General features: G+C 70.1%; 20 protein-coding genes and 1 riboswitch. Of the genes, 15 read left to right on the forward strand and 5 right to left on the reverse strand.

All coding sequences use genetic code 11. The features are described from left to right. Positions 1–56 precede the first annotated feature (56 nt). From AB0N66_RS37580 to AB0N66_RS37590, 3 genes are all read left to right on the forward strand, one after another. Positions 57–1,931 (forward strand): cellulase family glycosylhydrolase, encoded by a 1,875-nt coding sequence (locus AB0N66_RS37580; protein WP_365443824.1) that lies wholly within the window; start codon positions 57–59, stop codon positions 1,929–1,931. A 135-nt stretch (positions 1,932–2,066) separates the two neighbouring features. After that, the gene (locus AB0N66_RS37585) at positions 2,067–2,735 is read left to right on the forward strand and encodes a TetR/AcrR family transcriptional regulator (RefSeq protein WP_365443672.1); all 669 of its coding nucleotides are present in this window, start codon (positions 2,067–2,069) and stop codon (positions 2,733–2,735) included. After that, positions 2,732–3,646 (forward strand): carotenoid biosynthesis protein, encoded by a 915-nt coding sequence (locus tag AB0N66_RS37590; protein WP_365443675.1) that lies wholly within the window; start codon positions 2,732–2,734, stop codon positions 3,644–3,646. The genes AB0N66_RS37585 and AB0N66_RS37590 overlap by 4 nt, the downstream gene beginning before the upstream one ends. Positions 3,647–3,772: 126 nt before the next feature. On the opposite strand, the gene AB0N66_RS37595 is transcribed toward AB0N66_RS37590, so the two are convergent. The 4 genes from AB0N66_RS37595 to AB0N66_RS37610 all read right to left on the reverse strand — a co-directional run bounded on the left by AB0N66_RS37595 (position 3,773) and on the right by AB0N66_RS37610 (position 7,269). Then, entirely contained in the window at positions 3,773–4,711 is a 939-nt protein-coding gene (locus AB0N66_RS37595; protein ID WP_365443678.1) for an RIO1 family regulatory kinase/ATPase, read from the reverse strand. 339 nt (positions 4,712–5,050) lie between these two features. Further along, positions 5,051–5,623 carry a dihydrofolate reductase family protein gene (locus AB0N66_RS37600; RefSeq protein WP_365443681.1) on the reverse strand — a complete coding sequence of 191 codons (573 nt, stop codon included), beginning with the start codon at positions 5,621–5,623 and terminating at the stop codon, positions 5,051–5,053. 108 nt (positions 5,624–5,731) lie between these two features. After that, positions 5,732–6,574, reverse strand: coding sequence for a bifunctional 5,10-methylenetetrahydrofolate dehydrogenase/5,10-methenyltetrahydrofolate cyclohydrolase (locus tag AB0N66_RS37605; RefSeq protein ID WP_365443684.1), 843 nt, complete (start codon positions 6,572–6,574; stop codon positions 5,732–5,734). Positions 6,575–6,597: 23 nt separating this feature from the next. Continuing rightward, a riboswitch (ZMP/ZTP riboswitch) is annotated at positions 6,598–6,684 on the reverse strand. Positions 6,685–6,903: 219 nt separating this feature from the next. After that, the gene (locus tag AB0N66_RS37610; protein ID WP_365443687.1) at positions 6,904–7,269 is read right to left on the reverse strand and encodes a nuclear transport factor 2 family protein; all 366 of its coding nucleotides are present in this window, start codon (positions 7,267–7,269) and stop codon (positions 6,904–6,906) included. Between the two features lie 172 nt (positions 7,270–7,441). Between AB0N66_RS37610 and AB0N66_RS37615 the strand changes: the two genes are divergently transcribed. Then, a complete protein-coding gene (locus AB0N66_RS37615) occupies positions 7,442–7,735 on the forward strand; it encodes a hypothetical protein (RefSeq protein WP_365443691.1) in 294 nt (97 codons plus the stop codon). 215 nt (positions 7,736–7,950) lie between these two features. After that, positions 7,951–9,411 (forward strand): aldehyde dehydrogenase family protein, encoded by a 1,461-nt coding sequence (locus AB0N66_RS37620; RefSeq protein ID WP_365443694.1) that lies wholly within the window; start codon positions 7,951–7,953, stop codon positions 9,409–9,411. 52 nt (positions 9,412–9,463) lie between these two features. Here AB0N66_RS37620 and AB0N66_RS37625 read toward each other — a convergent pair whose 3' ends face one another. Beyond that, a complete protein-coding gene (locus AB0N66_RS37625) occupies positions 9,464–11,218 on the reverse strand; it encodes an ABC transporter ATP-binding protein (RefSeq protein ID WP_365443697.1) in 1,755 nt (584 codons plus the stop codon). A 326-nt stretch (positions 11,219–11,544) separates the two neighbouring features. On the opposite strand from AB0N66_RS37625, the gene AB0N66_RS37630 reads away from it, so the two are divergent. The 10 genes from AB0N66_RS37630 to AB0N66_RS37675 all read left to right on the forward strand — a co-directional run bounded on the left by AB0N66_RS37630 (position 11,545) and on the right by AB0N66_RS37675 (position 21,658). Beyond that, entirely contained in the window at positions 11,545–12,852 is a 1,308-nt protein-coding gene (locus AB0N66_RS37630; RefSeq protein ID WP_365443699.1) for an MSMEG_0569 family flavin-dependent oxidoreductase, read from the forward strand. A 10-nt stretch (positions 12,853–12,862) separates the two neighbouring features. Then, positions 12,863–13,678 (forward strand): amidohydrolase family protein, encoded by an 816-nt coding sequence (locus tag AB0N66_RS37635; RefSeq protein ID WP_365443702.1) that lies wholly within the window; start codon positions 12,863–12,865, stop codon positions 13,676–13,678. 80 nt (positions 13,679–13,758) lie between these two features. Next, entirely contained in the window at positions 13,759–14,280 is a 522-nt protein-coding gene (locus tag AB0N66_RS37640) for an MSMEG_0572/Sll0783 family nitrogen starvation response protein (protein ID WP_365443705.1), read from the forward strand. A gap of 10 nt (positions 14,281–14,290) precedes the next feature. Then, a complete protein-coding gene (locus AB0N66_RS37645) occupies positions 14,291–15,391 on the forward strand; it encodes an MSMEG_0568 family radical SAM protein (RefSeq protein ID WP_365443708.1) in 1,101 nt (366 codons plus the stop codon). A gap of 30 nt (positions 15,392–15,421) precedes the next feature. Continuing rightward, complete coding sequence (locus AB0N66_RS37650) at positions 15,422–16,834, forward strand: MSMEG_0567/sll0787 family protein (RefSeq protein ID WP_365443711.1); 1,413 nt, start codon at positions 15,422–15,424, stop codon at positions 16,832–16,834. Between the two features lie 236 nt (positions 16,835–17,070). Further along, on the forward strand, positions 17,071–17,901 hold the full coding sequence (locus AB0N66_RS37655; protein WP_365443714.1) for a carbon-nitrogen hydrolase family protein: 831 nt from the start codon (positions 17,071–17,073) through the stop codon (positions 17,899–17,901). Further along, the gene (locus tag AB0N66_RS37660) at positions 17,898–18,734 is read left to right on the forward strand and encodes a carbon-nitrogen hydrolase family protein (protein ID WP_365443717.1); all 837 of its coding nucleotides are present in this window, start codon (positions 17,898–17,900) and stop codon (positions 18,732–18,734) included. Before AB0N66_RS37655 ends, AB0N66_RS37660 begins: the two co-directional genes overlap by 4 nt. An 82-nt stretch (positions 18,735–18,816) precedes the next feature. Then, a complete protein-coding gene (locus tag AB0N66_RS37665; RefSeq protein ID WP_365443720.1) occupies positions 18,817–19,896 on the forward strand; it encodes an MSMEG_0565 family glycosyltransferase in 1,080 nt (359 codons plus the stop codon). 47 nt (positions 19,897–19,943) lie between these two features. Continuing rightward, positions 19,944–21,029, forward strand: a complete 1,086-nt coding sequence (locus tag AB0N66_RS37670) for an S-(hydroxymethyl)mycothiol dehydrogenase (protein WP_365443723.1) — start codon at positions 19,944–19,946, stop codon at positions 21,027–21,029. Next, the gene (locus AB0N66_RS37675; protein ID WP_365443726.1) at positions 21,029–21,658 is read left to right on the forward strand and encodes an MBL fold metallo-hydrolase; all 630 of its coding nucleotides are present in this window, start codon (positions 21,029–21,031) and stop codon (positions 21,656–21,658) included. Before AB0N66_RS37670 ends, AB0N66_RS37675 begins: the two co-directional genes overlap by 1 nt. Positions 21,659–21,733: the final 75 nt, after the last annotated feature.

The raw sequence follows: 21,733 nt of genomic DNA on the forward strand, positions 1-21,733 counted from the left end.
GAGCTTACTCATGAGTCATGGGGTGTTGACGGTCCGACATGCGCCCGCGCACTGTAATGAACATGTCGAAGTTACGTGCGCGTCTGCTCGGCGTCCTCGTGCTCCTCACCGGCTTCGTCACGGCGGCGGGCGTACAGCCCGCCGCCGCGGCTCCACTCCCCGACTCCCTCTGGTTCGACGAATCCGCGGCCGCCACCCTCACCGTCGAGGACGGCCACTTCACCGACGGGCTCGGCCGCGAGGTCGTACTGCGCGGCTACAACGTCTCCGGCGAGACGAAGCTGGAGGAGAACAGCGGACTGCCCTTCGCGTCGGTCGCCGACGCCAGGAAGTCGGCGACGGCGCTGCGCGCTCTCGGTGGCGGCAACTCCGTACGCTTCCTGCTCTCCTGGGCGCAGGCCGAACCCGTACGCGGCCAGGTCGATTCCACCTATCTCGCGGCGGCCACCGCCCAGATCGGCGCCTTCCTCGACGCGGGAATCCGCGTGTACCCGGACTTCCACCAGGACCTCTACTCCCGCTACCTCTTCAACGCGGGCAGCTGGTACACCGGCGACGGCGCCCCCAAGTGGGCAGTGGATGCCGGGGGTTACCCCCAGGAGTCGTGCGGGATCTGCATCCTCTGGGGCCAGAACATCACCACGAACGAGGCCGTGAAGCAGGCGTCGTACGACTTCTGGCACAACGAGTACGGCCTCCAGGACGCCTTCCTCACCACGGCCCAGGCGACCATGGCCTACGTCAAACAGCACCTCACCGCCGACCAGTTCGCGGGGGTCGTCGGCTTCGATCCCTTCAACGAACCGCACGCGGGCACGTACGACTCCGGTGAGACGAGCCGCACTTGGGAACGCGACGTGCTCTGGCCGTTCTACGCGAAGTTCCGGGCCCGGATGGACGCGGCCGGCTGGCAGGCCAAGCCCGCCTTCGTGGAACCGAACCTCTTCTGGAACGCCAACATCGACTTCCAGAAGCAGGAGGGCGGCCTGCTCGACGCGGGCACGCTGGGCTCGCGCTATGTCTTCAACACCCACTTCTACGACCAGAAGGCGATCTCGGGCATCTTCATGTGGGGCAAGGCGGAAGACGGCCAGTACGTAACCGACTTCGGGACGGTACGCGACCGGGCCTCGGCCGCCGGTACGACAGCGATCATCAGCGAGTTCGGCCATCCGCTGGCCGGATCGGTCGCGGACAAGGCGCCGACGGTCCTGAAGGCGATGTACCAGGCCCTCGACTCCCGCCAGAAGGGCTCTACCTGGTGGTCGAACCCGGCTGCCTCCGGCCCGGTCCTGTCCGGCAGTCAGTGGCAGTGGGACATCTACAACAGCCGCCACCACGAGCTGATGAACGACAACCCCGACAAGGTCGTGACCACCGGCGACGCCTGGAACGACGAGGATCTCTCCGCCGTGCGCCTCGACGACTCGGGGACGGCCGTACTGCGCCAGGACGCCCGCCTGCTGGACCGTGTCTACCCCAGCGCCACGGCGGGTACGACGGTCGCCTTCACCTACGAGGACCGCTCCCGGGACGGCTCCACGACCCTGACCTGGAACCCGGTCCCGAGCTCCCTGCCCAACGTCTCCCAGCTCGTGGGGTCGGGCCAGTACAGCCTGCTGGTCTGGCGTTCCGACGGCACGAGCGCTCCCACGGAACTCCATCTCCCGGCGTCCTTCCCGACCTCGGCGACCACCGTCGTCTCCGACCTCGGCACGACGACCACTCCACCCGCGTACACCACGACAACCCCGATCGCGGTGGCCCCCGAACCGGGCGGCACGGGAAGCCGCCGCCTCCTGCTCACGGCTCCCGGCTCGGGGACCTTGCACTACGCGCTGGTCACGAACGGGGCGACCGCACCGTCCGCCGGTCTGCTGAGCTCGGCCCGGACCGAGCTGGCGTCATGGGCCGCGACGGAGTTCGGCTGACCGAGGGGCCCGACAGGTTGCCTCCATGCCGGCGCTCCACGACTGGAGCGCCGGTGGGCGGGACGCGCCCCGAGTTGTTAATCAGGCACCTGCCTGATTAAAGTGAATGGTGCCTCGCCGAGCGCAGGGGGTTCCATGGCAACCAGGCGGAGTGCACAGACACAACGCGGGCCGGGCAGACCGCCGGCGGACGCGCCGCGGCCCGACCTGGCGGAGATCCACCAGCGTGGCCTGGAGGCCTTCGCGGAACTGGGCTACGAGGCGGTGTCCGTACGGCAGCTCAACGAGCGCCTCGGCATGGGGCACACCTTTATCCACGACCGGTACGGATCGAAGGAAGCCTTCTGGCGGGCGGTCATGGAAACCGCCATCCAGGACGAGACCGATGAGGTCATGGCCGCCCTTGCCAAGGAGCAGCCCGTCGACGACCTCGCCCTGCTGATCGCCGGCGTGCGGGCCTTCCACCAGGCTGCCGCCCGCCGTCCCCACCTCACGCGGGTCATCGACTACGAAGCCGGCCGCGACTCACCGCGCCTGGCCCACCTCTACACGCTGATGAGCCCGCTGCACGAATTGGGCCGGCCGGCCTTCGACCGGCTCGTGCGCGCGGGGACGCTGCGAGACATCCCCTGGTACCTGTTCCACTTCGCCGTCACGAAGCCGATGGCCCTGTACGGCCAGGCACCGCTGGCACGGATGTTGGGCCGGACCGACGACGCCGACGACCACACGCTGATGAGCACGTTGATCCTCAACGGCCTGCTCATGCACGACCGCCCGACAGAAGCCGGAGTTCCTCGATGACCGCCATCCAACGTTCGAACAAGAACACCACGGTGTTGTGCCTCACCGCCGTTGTCCTCCTCGGTCTGGTCCTGTCGGTCTTCTTTCACGGTCTGACGATGCTGGTGATCGTGGTGCAGGTCGGCTTCGTGTTCCTGCACGGGGCGCAACGCTACGGCCGGCGCGCGATCGGGGTCTTCGTCGTGGCGGGACTCGTGATCAGCAACCTCCTGGAGAACCTCAGCATCCAGACCGGCTTCCCGTTCGGCCAGTACCACTACACCGGCGACGGCAAGATCTTCCAGGTGCCCTGGTTCATCGGCCCGGCCTATCTGGCCACCGGCTACCTCGCCTGGATCGTGGCCACCGTGCTGCTCGGCGATGTGCGTCGCAACTCGTCCTGGCTGACCACCATCGGAACCCCCGTGGTCGGCGCGTTCGCCATGACTGCCTGGGACCTTGCCATGGACCCCACTTTCTCGACCATCGAGGGCCACTGGGTGTGGGAGAACGGCGGCGGATTCTTCGGAGTCCCGCTGGGCAACTTCCTAGGGTGGACCTTCACCGTCTACCTGTTCATGCAGGTCTTCGCCCTCTACCTGCGCAGCCGCGGTCCGCTGCCGACCGCGCAGTTGGAGTCGACCACGGTCAGTGATCTGCAGGGGGTACTCCTCTACGCGGCGACGACGATCTCGTTCTTCTCGGAGTTCGTCACCGGCAGGCACACCACCGTCACCGACGCTGCCGGCGTGACCTGGCGCACCGCCGACATCTACGAGTCCTCGGTCCTGCTCACCGTCTACGGCATGTGCTTCATCGCCCTCCTTGCCCTGCTGCGTATCGCCCAGCGGCGGACCACGGCCGCGACGTCGGCCCCGGAGGGCAGCACGGTCGAGCGGGCGGAGCCGAACCCGGAGCGCCTGTCCGCCTAGGTTGCCCAGGGGACCGCGCGCGCTTCGGCAGCGAGAAGGGCGTCCGCTGGGGCGGACGCCCTTCTCGCCACCGAAGCCTGAACGACCCGGCGAACCTGTGCGATCAAAGCACTGGCTGGCCGCCCGTCAGAAGGCGTGCGCCATCAGTTCCGCGAACAGTGCGTGCTCGTCGACGTCGAGGCCCCGCGAGCGGAACCAGGCGCAGATGTTGGCGCAGTCGCGCTGGAGGAAGCCCATTCCGTTGAGGTTGCCGACCAGGTCGACGATCTGCGGCAGGTCGATGATGACCAGCCGCTCGCCCGCGGCGAGGATGTTGTACGCCGAGAGGTCGCCGTGCACGAGGCCGTTCTGCACCATCGTCGCGAGCGCATCGGTGAGCTGCTCGAAGTACGCCGTCAGCAGCTCGGGTGAGGGTCGGGTCTGGGCGAGCCGGGGGGCGGTCCCGACGGTGCCGTCCTCGTCGACGACGGTGATCCACTCCATCAGGATCTCGGTGCCGTCGATCTGGACCGGGTAGGGAACCGGCAGCCCGAGTTCCCAGAGCCGCACCAGCGCACCCCACTCGGACACCGCCCACTCGCCGGCCGCGACCTGCCGACCGAAGGTGCTCTTCCGCTTGACGGCCCGCTCGTCACGCGAGCGCTTCATCGAGCGGCCCTCGGTGTAGGACGCGGAGCGGTGGAAGGTCCGGTGCTCTGGAGAGCGGTACCGCTTGGCCGCCATGACCACGCCGGCGGCGGCGTCGAGCGGGTCGGCGCGCTCGACGAGATGGACGTCGGCCTCCTTGCCGGTCTTGAGGACGCCGAGCTCGGTGTCGATCGCGCCCTGCGAGGTCACCACCCAGTCCGGGAGCGGCTCGGGGCCGCGGCAGAGGGGTTCGACGCTGAGCCAGGTCGACCAGCGCTGGCCGTCCTCGAGGTCGTCGTAGGAACGGAAGTCGAAGACGAACCGGTCGTCGACGTCGCCCAAGTCGTCCGGCGGCGGGCCGGAGCGGTGGGCGTCGGTGATGAGGGCGTCAGGAAATGCCGGGTGCTGAGGGTGTTGCGAGAGATCGTCGTGAGACATCGCTGGAGGTGCTCCATGAAGTGAGAGGGAGGCGGTCTGCGGGCAGGCCGAGGACAGTCGTGTTCACGGTCGTGCCTCCTCTCGTGGAGCACCGGGCAGCTCCCGGTGTCTCGCCCATGCTGAGGGGCGGACACGGGGAGCTGCAACCGAATAAAACCGGCCCGCGTCGAGCGCGCCGGCGGTGCCGTCTGTTTCCGGCGGGATCCTCCGTAGCGGGCTCGTCCCGGCCCTGTTCGTGGCAGCCGAGCAGCCATCGCCTGGATCGACTCGTGCCGCCCATCCAGCATCAATCCGCGCAGATAGCACTCGCCCTAGGACCGCTGGTCACCTGACCGAGTCCTACTGGCTGCTTGAGGGCCGCGCCTGCTTTCGCACGCGGAATCGGAGCATCGTGACGGCACCCGACTGGGTGTTGCTGAATGGCTCCAGCTCGATCTTGTCGAGGCTGGGGGGCGAGAAGCGGACACCGTCGCCGAGTAGCACAGGCAGGACATACACCAGGATCTCGTCGACGAGCCCGAGCTGTAGGCACTGGGCGGCCACGTCGGCACCGAGGATCTCCAGGTTCTTGCCGCCCGCGGCGCTGCGCGCCGTGGCGACGGCTTCCTCAACTCCACAGGTGAGGAACGTGACGGTGGGGTCCGGTTCGTCGGGAGGCTCGTGGGTGAGGACGAACTGTGCACCCCCGTCGTAGGTGGTGTCCTGTTCGGCCATGCCCTTGGCGACCTCGTACGTGCCCCGGCCGACGAGCATGGCGCCTGTGGCCGCCATGACCTCCGGGAACACGTCCGCAGTCAGGTACTCGGCGATCCAGTCCATCGCGTGGCCAGGACCGGCGATGAAGCCGTCCAGCGACATCGCCCTGTTCACGACCACTTTGCCGGTGCCGGTGCCGGTGCTCACATCACTCATGCGTACTCTCCAAGGATTTTGGAGTCCCGAGGCCGAATCATAGTTCGGCCGACGGGGAGGGCGAGGGCAAGAGTTGCGCGCGCATCTGGATCTTTTGGGCTCACCGCACTAGCGAGATCGTTCCGCCGCCGTGACGGTCTGCTCCAGCAGGACCGCGATCGTCATGGGGCCGACGCCACCCGGCACCGGCGTGATCAGCGAGGCCCGGTCGCGGGCGGTGTCGAAGTCGACGTCGCCGACGTTCCCGGGGTTGTAGCCCGCGTCGATGACGACGGCGCCCGGCTTGATGTCCTCGCCGCGGATCAGCCGCGGTCGCCCCACGGCGGCCACCACGATGTCCGCCTCCCGTACGACCGAGGACAGCTCGGTCGTACGGGAGTGGCAGTACGTCACCGTCGCGTCGCGGCCGAGCAGCAGCATGCCGACGGGCTTGCCGAGGATCGCGCTGCGGCCCACGACGACGGCGCGTTTGCCGGCCGGGTCCACGTCGTACTCGTCGAGGAGGCGCATGATGCCGCCCGGAGTGCAGGACACGAAGCCGGGCAGCCCGAAGCTCATCGCCGAGTACGAGCTCAGGGTCACCCCGTCGACGTCCTTCTCCGGCGCGATGGCCTCGAAGGCGGCGCGCTCGTCGATGTGCGGACCGACGGGGTGCTGGAGCAGGATGCCGTGCACGGTGGGGTCGTCGGACAGCGCGCCCAGCGTGCCGACCAGTTCCGCCGTCGTGGTGCCCGCGGACAGGGCGACGTGCCGTGACTCGATACCGGCCTTGCGGCTGCGGTTCTGCTTCATCCGGACGTAGGTGACGGAGGCGGGATCCTCGCCGACCAGTACCGTCGCCAGACACGGCGACACACCCGTGCGGTCCTTGAGGTCGGCCGCGCGCTTCGCGGTCTCCTCGACGATGCGGCGCGCGAGACCGGCGCCGTCCATGAGCTGGGCCTGGGACATGAGCCACTCCTGAGCGTCACTGACACGATCGCCCAGGCGCGCGGCAAAGACCCGTTCGTCAGACCGCTCCCCGGTGGTACTCCACCTCAGCGCCAGTCACGGCCCGCCGGCCAGCGTAGTTCAGTGCGGCTGGCTCCGGCGTGTTCGGGGCGAGGGAGTACGTGCTCCGTGCAGTGCTGAGCGCAGCACGGAAGCGGATACCCGTACCCCCGCCGCGGACAGCGGCCGCGGCCACCGATTCCGGTGCGCCCGTGACCGGCCCATCCCCGCGCTCGCCGAGAAGGTCCAGGTCAGATTCGATCTGATCCGGACCTTCGGCCAGGTCTTTCCTACTCGTCCCATGCCTGCAGCAACGTGTGTTCGACGATCTTGCCGTCGCGCAGCGAGACCATTGAGCTGGCCAGTACTTTCACGCCGTCCGGGTACTGGCAGGACTCGGTGAAGGCGACCTGGTCGCCCTGGACGACGCACCGCTCCAGCTTGTGGGTCATGTCCCGGCTGTATACGTCGTTGAGCATGCCGGCGATCTCGTCGCGACCGTGTTTGACCATCGGATGGCTGGGCTGGGTGTTGTGGTCGACGACACGGAGCTCCGCGTCGTCCGCGTAGAGCGACAGCAGATCTGCCGCGCTGTGTCCTTCAATGCCCCGGCGTAGCGCTTCGGTGTCGAAGGCGGGGCCTGCCGCGGTGCCCATGATGACCTCCTTGGAAGGCCGCGGCCCAACGAGGAGCGGGCCGCGAAGGGCCTCTCCTTCGAGACTCCTCCGCCACGGGGTGCGCGGCAAGCGCAGCAGGACCTGTGAGCCTCACGGGTGAGCGGCGAGGAACAGCCGTGTCCGCCCGGGGCCCCGAGCCGTTGCTGAAAGCATGATCTCAACACGACGTATTGTCGCCGCCGTTGGTCTCGCCGTCGGTGTCACGGGCCTTGCCGCGCCGATGGCGAACGCCGCCGTCTCCGAGGCGCCGAAGCCGCTGAACCCCATCACCGAGCTCGACCGGCTCGCTGTGAGCGAAATTCCCGCGGAGTACCAGGCCGCACTTCCGAAGGTCTCCAGCCAGCTGGCCGGGCTCAACGGTCTGAACGAGGGCCTCAACGAGATGCACCAGCTGACCGACCTGGTCGCTCCCGTCACCGGGGTGCTCCCGGCCATTCAGCCGTAGTCTCCCGGCGCTCGACAGCTTCGTCTGCCCCCGGCACCCCGGTGCCGGGGGCAGACGCGTATGCCCTTGACTTTCGCGGGGTCCGGTCCGAGCATCCTACCTAGTAGGTTAGTGAATTAGGCTTCACGTGACGAACGACTGTTGCCGACGTGAGCTCTCTACTGATTTTGTTGATAACTGCGTACCGCCGTCGCTACGTACCGAAGGAACCCGCCATGGCCATCACCCGTGAACTGTTCATCGGCGGCAAGGACGTGCCCGCCGCCTCCGGCCGCACCGCCGAGGACATCAACCCCTACACCGGAGAGGTCTACGCGACCGTCGCCGCGGCCGGTCCCGAGGATGTCGCCCGCGCCGTGGACGCCGCCGACGCGGCCTTCGCCGAGTGGGCCGCGCTCGCGCCCTTCGCGCGCCGTGCGATCTTCCTCAAGGCCGCCGACCTCCTTGACGCCAGGGGGGAGGAGGTGGCCGAGTTGATGGCGCACGAGGCAGGCGGTACCCGCCCGTGGGCGTACTTCAACGTGGGTCTCGCCGCGAACATCCTGCGCGAGGCGGCCGCCGCGATCACCGCTCCGCGCGGTGAGGTGCTCAGCGCCCAGGAGGCGGGCGCCCTGGGCCTCGCGATCCGCGAACCGCTCGGAGTCGTCGCCGCCTTCGCGCCCTGGAATGCGCCCGTCATCCTCGGCGTACGTGCCGTCGCGGCTCCCCTCGCCGCGGGCAACACCGTCGTCGTGAAGCCCAGCGAGGACGCGCCGATCGCGTGCGCGCTGCTCGTCGCCGATGTGCTGCGCGAGGCCGGGCTGCCGGACGGTGTGCTGAACGTGGTCACCAACGCCCGTGAGGACGCGGCCGAGATCGCAGAGGTGCTGATAGCCGACCCGCGGGTGCGCGCCGTCAACTTCACCGGATCCACCGGCGTCGGCCGGATCATCGGTACGCACGCGGCCACGCATCTCAAGCCCGCCGTACTGGAGTTGGGCGGCAAGAACGCGGTCGTCGTGCTCGACGACGCCGACGTGGACTACGCGGTCGACGCCGTCACCTTCAGCGTGTTCATGAACTCCGGCCAGATCTGCATGTCCGGCGACCGCATCCTCGTACACGAGTCGCTCGCCGAGGAGTTCACGCAGAAGTTCGCCGCGAAGGTCGCCTCGCTACAGGCCGGCGACCCCGCCCACCCGCACACGGTGGTCGGTCCGCTGGTCAGCGCCGCCGCCGCACAGCGGGTCGCCGCGCTCATCAAGGACGCGGTGGCCAAGGGCGCCACGGTCCTCACCGGTGGCGGGGAGCCGGAGGGTGCGGTGCACCCGGCGACCGTCCTCACCGGTGTCACGAAGGACGCGGACATCTACTACGCGGAGGCGTTCGGCCCGGTCTGCGTGATCGAGACCTTCGCCGACGACAGCGCCGCCGTCGCCGTGGCCAACGACACCGACAACGGCCTGACCTGCGGAGTCATCACCGAGAACGCCACGCACGGGCTGGCCGTGGCCCGCCGGATCCGCACCGGCATCGTGCACATCAACGACCAGTCCGTCGCCGATGAGCCGCACGCGCCCTTCGGCGGCGTCAAGGCCTCCGGCTACGGGCGCTTCGGCGGCCGCTGGGGCCTGGAGGCGTTCTCCAACACCCGCTGGGTGACCATCGCCACGCAGCAGGCGCACTTCCCGTTCTAGACGCGGGGAGCGGGAGCCCCCGGGCAGGTGCACCGGGGGCCGGGCCGGCCGGTCAGCCGACGGTGGCGAGGAATTGCGTGGCCGCCAGTTCCGCGTAGAGCGGGTCCCCGGCCACGAGTTCGCGGTGGGTGCCCACCGCGCGGACGCGGCCCGCGTCCATGACGACGATCCGGTCGGCCATCGTGACCGTGGACAGCCGGTGCGCGACCACGAGGACCGTCGTCGTACGGGCGACATCGGCGACCGTGTCGCGCAGCGCGGCCTCGTTCACGGCGTCGAGCTGCGATGTCGCCTCGTCGAGGAGCAGCAGGCGGGGGTGGCGCAGCAGGGCGCGGGCGATGGCGACGCGCTGACGCTCGCCGCCGGACAGCTTGGTGCCGCGGTGGCCGACCAGAGTGTCCAGGCCGAGCGGCAACCGGGCGACGAGTCCGTCGAGACGTGTCGTCTTCAGCACGCGTGTGACGTCAGTGCCGTCGGCGTCCGGGTTGCCGAGCAGCAGGTTGTCGAGGAGGGAGCCCGAAAGGACGGGCGCGTCCTGCTCCACGTAACCGATCGAGGAACGCAGCTCGGGCAGATCCCAGTCCTCCAACCGGCGGCCGTCGAACGTGATGGCGCCCGCCTCGGGGTCGTAGAACCGCTCGATGAGGGAGAAGACGGTCGTCTTGCCCGCGCCGGAGGGTCCGACGAACGCCGTCATGCCGCGGGCCGGGACGGCGAACGTCACACCGTGGTGGACGTACGGCAGATCGTCGGCATACCGGAAGCGCACGTCGTCGAAGGTGAGCGCGGCGGGTTCGGCGTTCGGGGACGGCAGTGGCGCGGGCAGGGCGGAGGGCTCGGCGGGGAGCCGCAGGGCCTCCTGGATGCGGGCGAGTGCGCCGGCGCCGGTCTGGTACTGCGTGATCGCACCGACGAGTTGCTGGATCGGCGACATCAGATAGAAGACGTAGAGGAGGAACGCGACGAGCGTGCCGACGTCGATGGCGCCGGTCGCGACGCGGGCGCCGCCCACCGCCAGCACCGTGATGAACGCGATCTGCATCGCCAGACCGGCCGTATTGCCCGCGGCGGCCGACCACTTGGCGGCGTGCACGCTCTGCCGCCACGACTCCTCGGCGGCCGCGTGGATGGCCTGCTCCTCGCGGTGCTCGGCACCGGACGCCTTGATCGTGCGGAGCGCGCCGAGGATCCGTTCCAACGAGGCGCCCATCACGCCGACCGCGTCCTGCGCCCGTTTGCTCGCCCGGTTGATGCGCGGCACGATCACGCCGAGGACGGTGCCCGCACACAGGATCACGGCCAGCGTGACGCCAAGGAGCACCGGGTCGACCAGGCCCATCATCACCACCGTCGCGGCGAGGGTGAGTCCTCCGGTGCCGAAGCCGACCAGTGAATCCGTCGTGACCTCGCGCAGCAATGTCGTGTCGGAGGTGATCCGGGCCATCAGGTCGCCCGGCTCGCTGCGGTCCACGGCAGGTATGCGCAGCCGCAGCAGATACGACGACAGGGCGCGCCGCGCGCCGAGCACCACCGACTCGGCGGTGCGCCGCAGAACGTACGAACCCGACGCGCCCACCGCCGCGTTGGTCACCACCAGCGCAGCCATGCCGAAAAGCGCCCCGGTGATGGGGCGGTCGTGCGACAGATCGTCGATGAGTCCGCGCGCCACCAGCGGCAGCACCAGCCCGGTGGCCCCGGTCGTGAGGGCCAGCAACCCGCCCGCAAGGAGCGCCCATCGATGCGGTCGTACATACCCGAACAGCAGGCGCCACGCGGGTGCCTCGGGCTTGGCTGCGGTAGTGCTCACGGCGCTCCTTGTGCGGGGTCTGTGCGGTGCGTTCAGGCTACGTCGGTGAGACGGGTCGACGTTGCGCGCGCGGCATCTCGATGGCGTCAGTGAAGAAGGCCGGGAACGAAAGCCGGGAACGAAAGCGGGGAACGAAGGCCGGCGACGAGGAGCAGTGCCGAGAACTTGCCTGCCAGGCAACAAGTGAGGTTTTGGTAACCCCGCTTTGTTCCGGATGAAGTCATTCGGCAATCGGCCGTGGCTGAAGTGGTCCTCACAAGCAGCGGCGAGGTGCGAGACCCGAGAGGGTCGCCCCCGACAACCTCGCCCCGCGCATGGAGGACTTCATGCCTGAGCTGTACGGAGCCCATTATCCGGTGGCGGTCGTCGGTGGTGGCCAGGCGGGACTCTCCGTCAGTCACTGTCTGCGCGAGCGTGGTATCGAGCACGTGGTGATCGAGGCGAACAGGGTCGGCCACGAGTGGCGCGAGCGGCGCTGGGACTCTTTCTGCCTCGTCACTCCCAACTGGCAGTGCAGACTGCCCGGTCACCCCTATGCCGGGCCCGATCCGGACGGGTTCATGGTGCGCACGGAGATCGTGCGCTATCTGGAGGAGTACGTCGCCCGCTTCGAACCGCCGCTGGTCGAGGGCGTGTCCGTCACCGGGCTGCGCCGCTCTCCGAGTGGCGTCTTCGAACTGGCCACCAGTGCGGGGGAGTTCACCGCCGATCAGGTGGTGGTCGCCACCGGCCCCTACCACACTCCTTCCGTCCCGCGGATGGCCGAGCGGCTGCCCGGCAGGGTCGAGCAGTTCCACTCCTCCCGCTACCGCAACCCTGCCCAACTCCCCGCCGGGGCCGTCCTGGTGGTGGGCACCGGACAGTCCGGCTGCCAGATCGCCGAGGATCTGCACCTCGCGGGGCGCCAGGTCCACCTGGCCGTCGGCAGCGCACCCCGGGTGGCCCGCTTCTACCGCGGCCGGGACTGCGTCGCCTGGCTCGACGAGATGGGCCACTACGCGAAGGGCATCGACCACTTCGACGACGCGGCCGCCGTCCGGATGCGCGTCAACCACTACGTCACCGGGCGCGACGGAGGCAGAGACATCGACCTCCGTGCCTTCGCCCGCGACGGAATGCGCCTGTACGGACGGCTGACCGGCATCGACAGCGGAATCCTGGAGTTCGCCGACGACTTGAAGGTGAACCTCGACCGGGCCGATGCCGTGGCCGAGGGCATCAAGGACGCCATCGACGCGCACATCACGACGCGGGGCCTGTCGGCGCCGGACGAGGCCCGCTACGTACCCGTGTGGGAGCCGGCCGAGCAGCCGGCCGCGCTCGACCTGGCCGAGGTCGGGATCACCTCCGTCATCTGGTCCACCGGCTTCACCCGCGACCATCGGTGGATCGAGATACCCGTCTTCGACGGCCGCGGCTACCCCATGCACTGGAGAGGCGTCACCAGCACGCCCGGCCTGTACTTCCTGGGCCTGCCCTGGCAGTTCTCGTGGGGCTCGGGGCGCTTCGAAGCCGTCGGCCGGGACGCCGAGTTCCTCGCAGGTCACATCGACGCCTCGCGCCGCCTCGCCGATGTCTGCGGCACCCTCACCGGCGCCCCCACCGAGCTCGCTTCCGCCCTTCCCGTCGGCTGAAAGCACGGACATGGTCTTCGACGCACACCGCCACATCGGTGTCCTGCCCGCGTACCCCTTCTACGGCGGCCCGCCCGTCAACCCGGACACCACCGCCCGTGCCACCGTCAAGCAACTCCTCGCCGACCTCGACGCCGAGGGCACCGAACGCGCCCTCGTCCTCCCCAACTACGGCGTCCCCGATCCCGACATCGCCTTCTCCTTCAATGAGTTGGCCATCGAAGCCGCCCAGACCGACGACCGCATCCGGGCAGGCCTGTGGGTCTCCCCGCGCCCCGCGGACGAGGACCGCACCACGCACGCCCTCTCTCTGGCCAGGGAGGACGGCGTACGCGCCCTCAAGCTCAGCTTTCTCCTCGGCGGGCGCCCCACCGACCCCGCCTGCCGTCCGCTCCTCGACCGGATCTTCCAAGAAGCCGAGCGCCTGGATCTCGTGGTGCATGTGCACACCTCGCCCGGCGCCGCCTCCGACATCGACGAGGTCGGCCACCTCGTCGACTGGTACGCCGACCAAGTCCCCGTCCATCTCGTCCACTTCGGCGGCGGGATGAGCGGTCACATCAAACTCGTGGGCTCCCGCTTCTTCGACTGGATCGAGTCGGGCAAGCGCGTCTACACCGACCTCTCCTGGGCCATCGGCTTCGCCCCGTACTGGCTGGCCCGGGAGATCGAGCACCGCGGTATCGGCCACGACCGGGTGCTCTTCGCCAGCGACCAGCCCTGGGGCGATTTCGCGGGCGAGTACGCCCGGATGACCGCCGCGGCCGGCGGCGGCGAACTCGGCGAGCGGGTCTTCCGGGACACGTTCGCCACGCTCTACGACTGACCCGCCCACCCCTCACCCACGTACGACCTTCTCCGACCCCGTACAACCCTCGCTCACCCACACGTCCCAAGGAGACAGCCATGTCGGAAACCGTCGAACTCAGCGAGATCGAGCAGAAGTCCCTCACCGAGATCCCGCACCCGTCCCTCCCCGAGGGCACCAGCATCTACGGCGACACCAAGGTCTTCCCCGACTACAAGGCCGAGGACGGCGAGACGTACTTCACCCTCGTCCACGGCATCGCTCACGAGTCCTCGGTCTCCTTCGTCGCCGTCCTGCAGGCAACCCGCGCCCTGCGCAAGGGCTTCGAGACCGCCATCTACTTCTACGGGCCAGGCTCGCTGAACTGCCTTGCCACGCGCGGCTTTCCGACCGTCGGCAACTCGGCCTTCCCGGGCGAGCACAACATCAACAACCAGCTCAAGACGTTCCTCGGGGAGGGCGGCAAGGTCTACTGCTGCCGCTTCGGTCTGTCCCTGCACGGCGCCCGCGAGGAGGACCTGATCGAGGGCGTCATCCCGACCCACCCGCTCGACGTCCAGGACGCGCTGATCCACTACGCGCGCAAGGGCGCCATCATCAACTCGACCTACCAGCTCTGAGAGGCAAGCCGTGAGCGTTGGCACCGACACAGAGACGAAGGGGACGGGTCCGGTCGACGTGCGGATCACGACCCGCGCCGAACTCGCCCTCCACGGAGTCCGGTTGGAGGCTCCCGTACGGCGTCCCGACGGCGCCGGACCCAGCGACGACGGGCACGTCCTTGTCGACGGTGCCAACGCGGCGCTGCCCCGCAACCCCGACAGCCCGTACTCGGTCCGGGACGGCCGGGTATGGCTCGGCGACGACGACACCGGCCTGACGCTGACCGCCGTCCAGCGTCCCAAGTTCTACGACCTGACCACCGCCGACGGCACCCCGTACGAGCACATCGCCCGCCTCCACGGCGCCGACGTCCTCGCCACGACCGTCGTGCAGACCTGTATCCGCTATGCCGAGTCCGACCGGTGCCGTTTCTGCACCATCGAGGAGTCCCTGCGCTCCGGTGCGACGGTCGCCGCCAAGACCCCGGCGCAGCTCGCCGAAGTCGCCGAGGCGGCGGTCCGGTTGGACGGTGTACGGCAGATGGTCATGACCACCGGCACGACGACAGGGCCGGACCGGGGCGCCCGCAATCTTGTACGGTCCGTGCGTGCCGTCCTCGAAGCCGTGCCGGGACTGCCCGTCCAGGTGCAGTGCGAACCACCCGGCGACCTGGTGTGGATCCGAGAGCTGCACGACGCCGGGGCGACGGCCATCGGTATCCATGTCGAGTCCCTCGACGACGCGGTACGGCGGCGCTGGATGCCCGGCAAGTCGACCGTGCCCCTGGAGGAGTACGAGGCCGCGTGGGACGAGGCGGTCCGGGTGTTCGGGCCCAACCGTGTCTCCACGTACCTGCTCGTCGGTCTCGGTGAGGATCCCGACGAACTCATCGCGGGAGCAGGGAGGTTGATCGACCGCGGCGTGTATCCGTTCGTTGTTCCCTTCCGCCCGATGGGCGGCACGCTGGCCGCCCGCGACGGCGCCGAGGCCCCGAGCGCCGCGCTGCTGCGGTACGTCACCGAGGGCGTCGCGGCGAAACTGCGCGCGGCGGAGATGAACGGCGCGGACCAGCAGGCCGGTTGTGCGGCCTGCGGGGCGTGCAGTGTGCTCAGGACGGCGGGTGGGTGAGCCGTGTACCTCGACGGAGCGACAACGACCGTGCCTGTGGCGGAGGAACGCGCGGAGGACATCCTCGCGCTGCTCGGCGACCTCAGCACACTCGCACGGCAGCCTGGCTTCCATATCGAAGAGGCGTCGTCCAAAGGTGAGTTGAGAGCCTATGGGCGGTTGCGCCGGGACACTTTCGTCCACGAACAGGGGATCTTCGCGGGGCATGACCTCGATGACCGCGACGACGACTCCCGCACCCTGGTCCTGGTCGCCAAGGACCGATCAGGCGCCGTCCTCGGAGGCGTTCGGCTCGGCCCAGTGGACGACGGCCCGGACCTCGGCTGGTGGGCGGGCGGCCGGCTGGTCGTCGCGCCCGGCGCCAGGGGCCCGCGGGGGATCGGCGCCGCCCTGGTGCGGGCCGCCTGCGCACGGGCGGAGGCCGAGGGCGTCCTGCGCTTCGACGCCACCGTCCAGGTCCGAAATCAGCTGCTGTTCAAGCGACTTGGCTGGCAGCCCGTCAGGGAGGTCGTCGTCGCGGATCGTCCGCATGTCCTCATGCGGTGGCCGATCGGACGCATCGCCGCGCAGACCGCGGCCACCAAGGCCCCGCTCGGCCCCCTGCTCCGCGCACTGACGCCGGCGCCACTCGGATACGTGGGCGACGACGGCGCACCCGTCGCCGGTACGGATGTGATCGCCGCCTGCGACGCGATCGTGCCGTCCATGGTCGAGCGGGACCCCGACTGGGCGGGCTGGTGCTCAGTCCTGGTCAACGTCAACGACCTTGCGGCGATGGGCGCTTCGCCCGTCGGGCTGCTCGACGCGGTGGGCGCGAAGGACGCCTGGCATGCGGCGCGGATCCTCGCCGGGCTAGGCCGGGCGGCGCGGGCGTACGGCGTCCCGGTCCTCGGCGGGCACACCCAACTCGGCGTGCCAGCCGCCCTGTCCGTGACCGCGCTCGGCCGCACGGACCACCCGGTGCCGGGCGGCGGCGGGCGTCCGGGGCACGCGGTGCGGCTCACAGCGGACCTGGGCGGCGGCTGGCGCCAGGGGTACCGGGGGCGCCAGTGGGACTCGTCCAGTCACCGCCGGAGGGACGAACTCCGCACCATGACGGGGGCGGTGGCAGCGGTTCGGCCCGCCGCCGCGAAGGACGTGTCGATGGCCGGGATCGCCGGGACCCTGGGCATGCTCGCCGAGGCGAGCGGCTGCGGCGCCGTGCTCGACGTGGCCGCCGTGCCGCGCCCCGCAGCGGCGGCCATGGGCGACTGGCTCACCTGCTTCCCCGGCTTCGCGATGCTCACCGCCGACGAGCCGGACGCGCCGCCCCTCCCCGCCGGTCCCGCCACAGGGGCCCGCTGCGGAGAGCTGACCGCGGGACACGGCGTCGGGCTGCGCTGGCCCGACGGAGAGATCACCGAAGCCGTCACCGGACCGGTGACCGGAATGGGGACCGCATGAGTACGGACGGCACGAGGCACGACGGCGTGAGCCGGGACCGTGTGAGCACGGATGGCATGAGTACGGATGGCACGAGTACCGACGGCGTGAGTACGGACGGCGTGAGTACGGACGGCACGCGCACCGATCGCATGAGCACCGACCGCACAAGCGTGAGCCGGACGAGCACCCCCCGCCCAGCCACCCCCCGCCCAGCCACCCTTCGCACCGGCACCCTTCGCACCGGCACTCTTCGTATGGCCGCCGTCTCCGCCGAGTTCGGCCGTGACCTCGAAGAGGACTTCGCCGTCGTGGAGCGGCTGATCAAGGAGGCGCGGGCCGAGGGCGTAGGGCTTCTCGCCCTGCCGGAGGCCTGCCTGGGCGGCTATCTGCTCAGCCTCGACGACTCCGCGTCCGACGAAGGTCCGCCCGCGCTCGCCCTCGACGGCCGCGAGATCCGCCGACTGGCCGCCCTGGCCGGGGAGTTGACGGTGGTCGCGGGCTACTGCGAGGCCGACGGCGACGCCCGCTACAACAGCGTCGTCTGCGTCAACGGCGACGGCGTGCTCGGCAATCACCGCAAGGTCCACCAGCCGCTCAGTGAGGACGCCAGCTACGCGTCCGGAGACCGCTTCCACGCCTTCGACACACCGGTCGGCCGGATCGGCATGATGATCTGCTACGACAAGGCGTTCCCGGAGTCCGCACGGGCGCTGGCGCTGGACGGCGCCGAGATCGGAGTCTGTGTCTCGGCCTGGCCCGGCGCGAGGACCCACGCCACCACGGACCTGGTCAACGACCGCTGGAAGCGCCGCTTCGATCTCTTCGACCGGGCTCGTGCCCTGGAGAACCAGATCGTGTGGATCTCCGCCAACCAGGCAGGTACCTTCGGGTCGCTACGCTTCGTCGGCAGCGCCAAGGTCGTCGACCCCGGCGGTGAGATCCTCGCCGACACGGGGGTCGGGTCCGGTCTGGCGATCGCCGAACTCGACGTCGCGCAGGCCCTGGAGACCGCCCGCCGCTCGATGGGGCACCTGCGCGACCGGCGCCCGGAAACCTACACGTACGCAGGAGCAGTCAGCCCATGAGCACCATCCGGATCGCGGCCGCCGCCGCCCACTTCGGCCGCGACCTGGAGTTCGACCTCGCACGCATCGCGAAGATCATCGAGGACGCCCGAGGCTCGGGCGCCGGACTGCTCGTCCTGCCCGACGCCGCGCTCGGCGGCTACCTCGCCGACCTGCGCCACCCCGACCCCGACGCCCTGCCGCCCGCGCTCAAGCCGGACGACCCGCTGATCCTCCAAGTCGCCCGCCTCGCCGCCGAGATGGTCGTCTGCGTCGGCTACTGCGAGGACGGCGGGACCGAGCACTACAACGCCGCCGTGTGCGTCAGCGGCGACGGCGTCCTCGGCCGCCATCGCAAGGTCCACCTCCCGGCCGGTGAGGTCGCCGCGTACGCGCCGGGCGACCGCTTCGACGCCTTCGACACCCCCGTCGGCCGGATCGGCATGCTCATCGACTACGACAAGACGTTCCCGGAGTCCGCCCGCTCACTGGCCCTGGACGGCGCCGAGATCCTCGCCTGCCTCTCCGCCTGGCCCACCAGCATCACCAACCGTGCCCCGCGCATGGCTCAGGACCGGCAGGCCAAACTCTTCGACCTGTACGACCAGGCCCGCGCCGCCGAGAACCAGGTCGTCCTCGCCTCCTCCAACCAGACCGGCGCCATGGGCGGCATGCGCTTCCTCGGCCAGTCCAAGGTCGTCGGCCCCGGCGGCGACATCCTCGCCCGCACCTGGGCCAAGGCGGGCCTCGCGGTCGCCGAGGTCGACGTCGCCGCCGAGATGGACCGCGCCCGCCGCGTCCTGCGCCACCTCGGCGAGCGCCGCCCGGCCGCGTACCGGGAGGTTCCTTCGTGAGGACCGCGCTGATCAGCGTCGTCGTCGGGATGGACCGCCACCTCGGCGAGCAACGCCCCGCCGCCTACCGGGAGGTTTCCTCGTGAGGATCGCGCTGCTCAGCTACTCCACCAAGCCGCGCGGCGGCGTCGTACACACCCTCGCCCTCGCCGAGGCGCTGGCCGCGGCCGGCGAGGACGTCACGGTCTGGACGCTCGGCCGGGGCGGCGACTCCGGCTTCTTCCGGCCCGTGGACGCGGCCGTGCGCCTGCGCGTCGTACCGTTCCCCGACGGCCCGCCGGCCGAGACCGTCGGCGCGCGCATCCTGCGCTCCATCGCCACCCTCCGCGACGCCTTCGACCCCGCCCCGTACGACATCGTCCACGCCCAGGACTGCATCAGCGCCAACGCCGCGGGCCGCTGCATCCGCACCGTCCACCACCTCGACCAATTCACCACCCCCGAGCTCGCCGCCTGCCACGAACGGGCCGTCGTCGAGCCGTACGCGCACATCTGCGTCTCGCGGTCGGTCGCCGACGAACTCGCCGACGGGTGGGGACTGAAACCCGCGGTCATCCCCAACGGAGTGGCGTACGAGCGCTTCGCCACCACGGACCGGGCGGCGCGCGCGGCCTGGCGCTCCCGACTCGGCCCCTATGTCCTCACCGTCGGCGGCATCGAGCCGCGGAAGGGCTCGCTCGACCTGCTGGAGGCGTACGCGCTGATGCGTACCGGACACCCCGGCATACGGCTGGTGATCGCGGGTGGCGAGACCCTCTTCGACTACCGCGACTACCGAACCCGCTGGGAAACCCGGGCGGCGGAGCTGGGCGTGCAGCCCCTGGTGCTGGGAGCCGTCGCCGACGACGAACTGCCCTCACTCGTCGCCGCCGCCGACGCCTTCGCCTTCCCGTCCCTGAAGGAGGGCTTCGGGCTGGCCGCGATGGAGGCACTCGCGGCCGGGGTCCCGCTGGTCGTCCGGGATCTTCCCGTGCTGCGTGAGGTGTTCGGCCCGGCCGCCCGGTTCGCGGACTCACCGCAGTCCCTCGCCGCCGAACTCGGCCGCGCGCTCGACTCGTACGAACCCGCCCGCACGGCGGCCGGCCGGGAGCTGGCCGCCCGCCACACCTGGACCGAGGCCGCCGCGCACCACCTGGCCTTCTACCAGTCGGTCACGCCGTAGGGTCGGCTGAGGGAACGTGGACCTCGACCTACGGAAGGCTGATCAACATGGCGCAGGAAGTACGGGGCGTGATCGCACCGGGCAAGAACGAGCCGGTGCGTGTCGAGACCATCGTCGTGCCGGATCCGGGGCCGGGAGAGGCCGTTGTACAGATCCAGGCCTGCGGGGTCTGTCACACCGACCTGCACTACAAACAGGGCGGTATCAGCGACGACTTCCCCTTCTTGCTGGGCCACGAGGCGTCGGGCGTGGTCGAGTCGGTCGGCGACGGCGTCACCGACGTCGCGCCGGGCGACTTCGTCATCCTCAACTGGCGTGCGGTGTGCGGGAATTGTCGTACGTGTCTGCGCGGGCGGCCCTGGTACTGCTTCAACACGCACAACGCCAAGCAGAAGATGACGCTCACCGACGGCACGGAGCTGTCCCCGGCCCTGGGCATCGGCGCCTTCGCCGAGAAGACCCTGGTCGCCGCCGGACAGTGCACCAAGGTCGACCCGGCCGTGTCCCCGGCGGTGGCCGGGCTCCTCGGCTGCGGAGTCATGGCGGGCATCGGCGCCGCGATCAACACCGGGAACGTCGGCCGGGGCGACTCCGTCGCCGTCATCGGCTGCGGAGGGGTCGGCAACGCGGCGATCGCGGGGGCCCGCCTCGCCGGCGCCGCGAAGATCATCGCGGTCGACATCGACGACAGGAAGCTGACGACCGCTTCGAAGATCGGCGCCACGCACACCGTCAACTCCGCCCAGGCGGACGCTGTCGAGGCGATCCGCGAGCTCACCGGCGGTTTCGGCGCCGACGTCGTCATCGAGGCGGTGGGCCGTCCGGAGACGTACAAGCAGGCGTTCTACGCCCGTGACCTCGCGGGCACGGTCGTGCTCGTCGGCGTACCGACGCCGGAAATGAAACTGGAACTGCCGCTGCTCGACGTCTTCGGGCGCGGCGGAGCCCTCAAGTCGTCCTGGTACGGCGACTGCCTGCCCTCCCGCGACTTCCCGTTGCTGATCGACCTGCATCTGCAAGGGCGCCTGGACCTGGGCGCGTTCGTGACCGAGACGATCGCCCTGGACGCGGTGGAGCCCGCCTTCGAGCGGATGCACCACGGCGACGTGCTGCGTTCGGTGGTGGTGCTGTGATGACCGCTCGCATCGAGCATCTCGTCACCTCCGGCACGTTCTCGCTCGACGGCGGCACCTGGGACGTCGACAACAATGTGTGGATCGTCGGAAACGATCACGAGGCGATCGTCATCGACGCCGCCCACGACGCCGACGCCATCGCCGAGGCGGTGGGCGACCGGCGCCTGCTGGCCATCGTGTGCACACACGCCCACAACGATCACATCGACGCCGCTCCCGCCCTCGCGGAGCGCACCGGCGCCACGATCTGGCTCCACCCCGACGATCTGCCGCTGTGGAAGCAGACCCACCCGGACCGCCTCCCCGACGCCTGGCTCCAGGACGGCCAGGTGATCGAGGCGGCCGGCGCGGACCTGACCGTGCTGCACACCCCGGGACACGCCCCGGGCGCGGTCTGCCTGTACGACCCGGGCCTGGGCACCGTCTTCACCGGCGACACGCTCTTCCAGGGCGGCCCGGGTGCCACCGGCCGCTCGTACTCCGACTTCCCGACGATCGTCGACTCGATCCGGGACCGGCTGCTCGCCCTTCCCGCCGACACCGTCGTCCGTACGGGACACGGCGACTCGACCACGATCGGAGCCGAGGCCCCACACCTGGAGGAGTGGATCGCGCGCGGCCACTGACCGAACCGGCCAAGTGGCATCGGCTTCGACGCGCCGGAAAAGACGACAGGAGATGTCCGGCTTTCGCGGGACCCT

It is taken from the genome of Streptomyces sp. NPDC093544, assembly GCF_040683495.1.
Lineage (GTDB): Bacteria > Actinomycetota > Actinomycetes > Streptomycetales > Streptomycetaceae > Streptomyces.

Coding starts and splice junctions, on each gene's coding strand:
- AB0N66_RS37580 (WP_365443824.1), top strand. CDS start 57: ATGAACATGTCGAAGTTACGTGCGCGTCTGCTCGGCGTCCTCGTGCTC.
- AB0N66_RS37585 (WP_365443672.1), top strand. CDS start 2,067: ATGGCAACCAGGCGGAGTGCACAGACACAACGCGGGCCGGGCAGACCG.
- AB0N66_RS37590 (WP_365443675.1), top strand. CDS start 2,732: ATGACCGCCATCCAACGTTCGAACAAGAACACCACGGTGTTGTGCCTC.
- AB0N66_RS37595 (WP_365443678.1), bottom strand. CDS start 4,711: ATGTCTCACGACGATCTCTCGCAACACCCTCAGCACCCGGCATTTCCT.
- AB0N66_RS37600 (WP_365443681.1), bottom strand. CDS start 5,623: ATGAGTGATGTGAGCACCGGCACCGGCACCGGCAAAGTGGTCGTGAAC.
- AB0N66_RS37605 (WP_365443684.1), bottom strand. CDS start 6,574: ATGTCCCAGGCCCAGCTCATGGACGGCGCCGGTCTCGCGCGCCGCATC.
- AB0N66_RS37610 (WP_365443687.1), bottom strand. CDS start 7,269: ATGGGCACCGCGGCAGGCCCCGCCTTCGACACCGAAGCGCTACGCCGG.
- AB0N66_RS37615 (WP_365443691.1), top strand. CDS start 7,442: ATGATCTCAACACGACGTATTGTCGCCGCCGTTGGTCTCGCCGTCGGT.
- AB0N66_RS37620 (WP_365443694.1), top strand. CDS start 7,951: ATGGCCATCACCCGTGAACTGTTCATCGGCGGCAAGGACGTGCCCGCC.
- AB0N66_RS37630 (WP_365443699.1), top strand. CDS start 11,545: ATGCCTGAGCTGTACGGAGCCCATTATCCGGTGGCGGTCGTCGGTGGT.
- AB0N66_RS37635 (WP_365443702.1), top strand. CDS start 12,863: ATGGTCTTCGACGCACACCGCCACATCGGTGTCCTGCCCGCGTACCCC.
- AB0N66_RS37640 (WP_365443705.1), top strand. CDS start 13,759: ATGTCGGAAACCGTCGAACTCAGCGAGATCGAGCAGAAGTCCCTCACC.
- AB0N66_RS37655 (WP_365443714.1), top strand. CDS start 17,071: ATGGCCGCCGTCTCCGCCGAGTTCGGCCGTGACCTCGAAGAGGACTTC.
- AB0N66_RS37660 (WP_365443717.1), top strand. CDS start 17,898: ATGAGCACCATCCGGATCGCGGCCGCCGCCGCCCACTTCGGCCGCGAC.
- AB0N66_RS37670 (WP_365443723.1), top strand. CDS start 19,944: ATGGCGCAGGAAGTACGGGGCGTGATCGCACCGGGCAAGAACGAGCCG.
- AB0N66_RS37675 (WP_365443726.1), top strand. CDS start 21,029: ATGACCGCTCGCATCGAGCATCTCGTCACCTCCGGCACGTTCTCGCTC.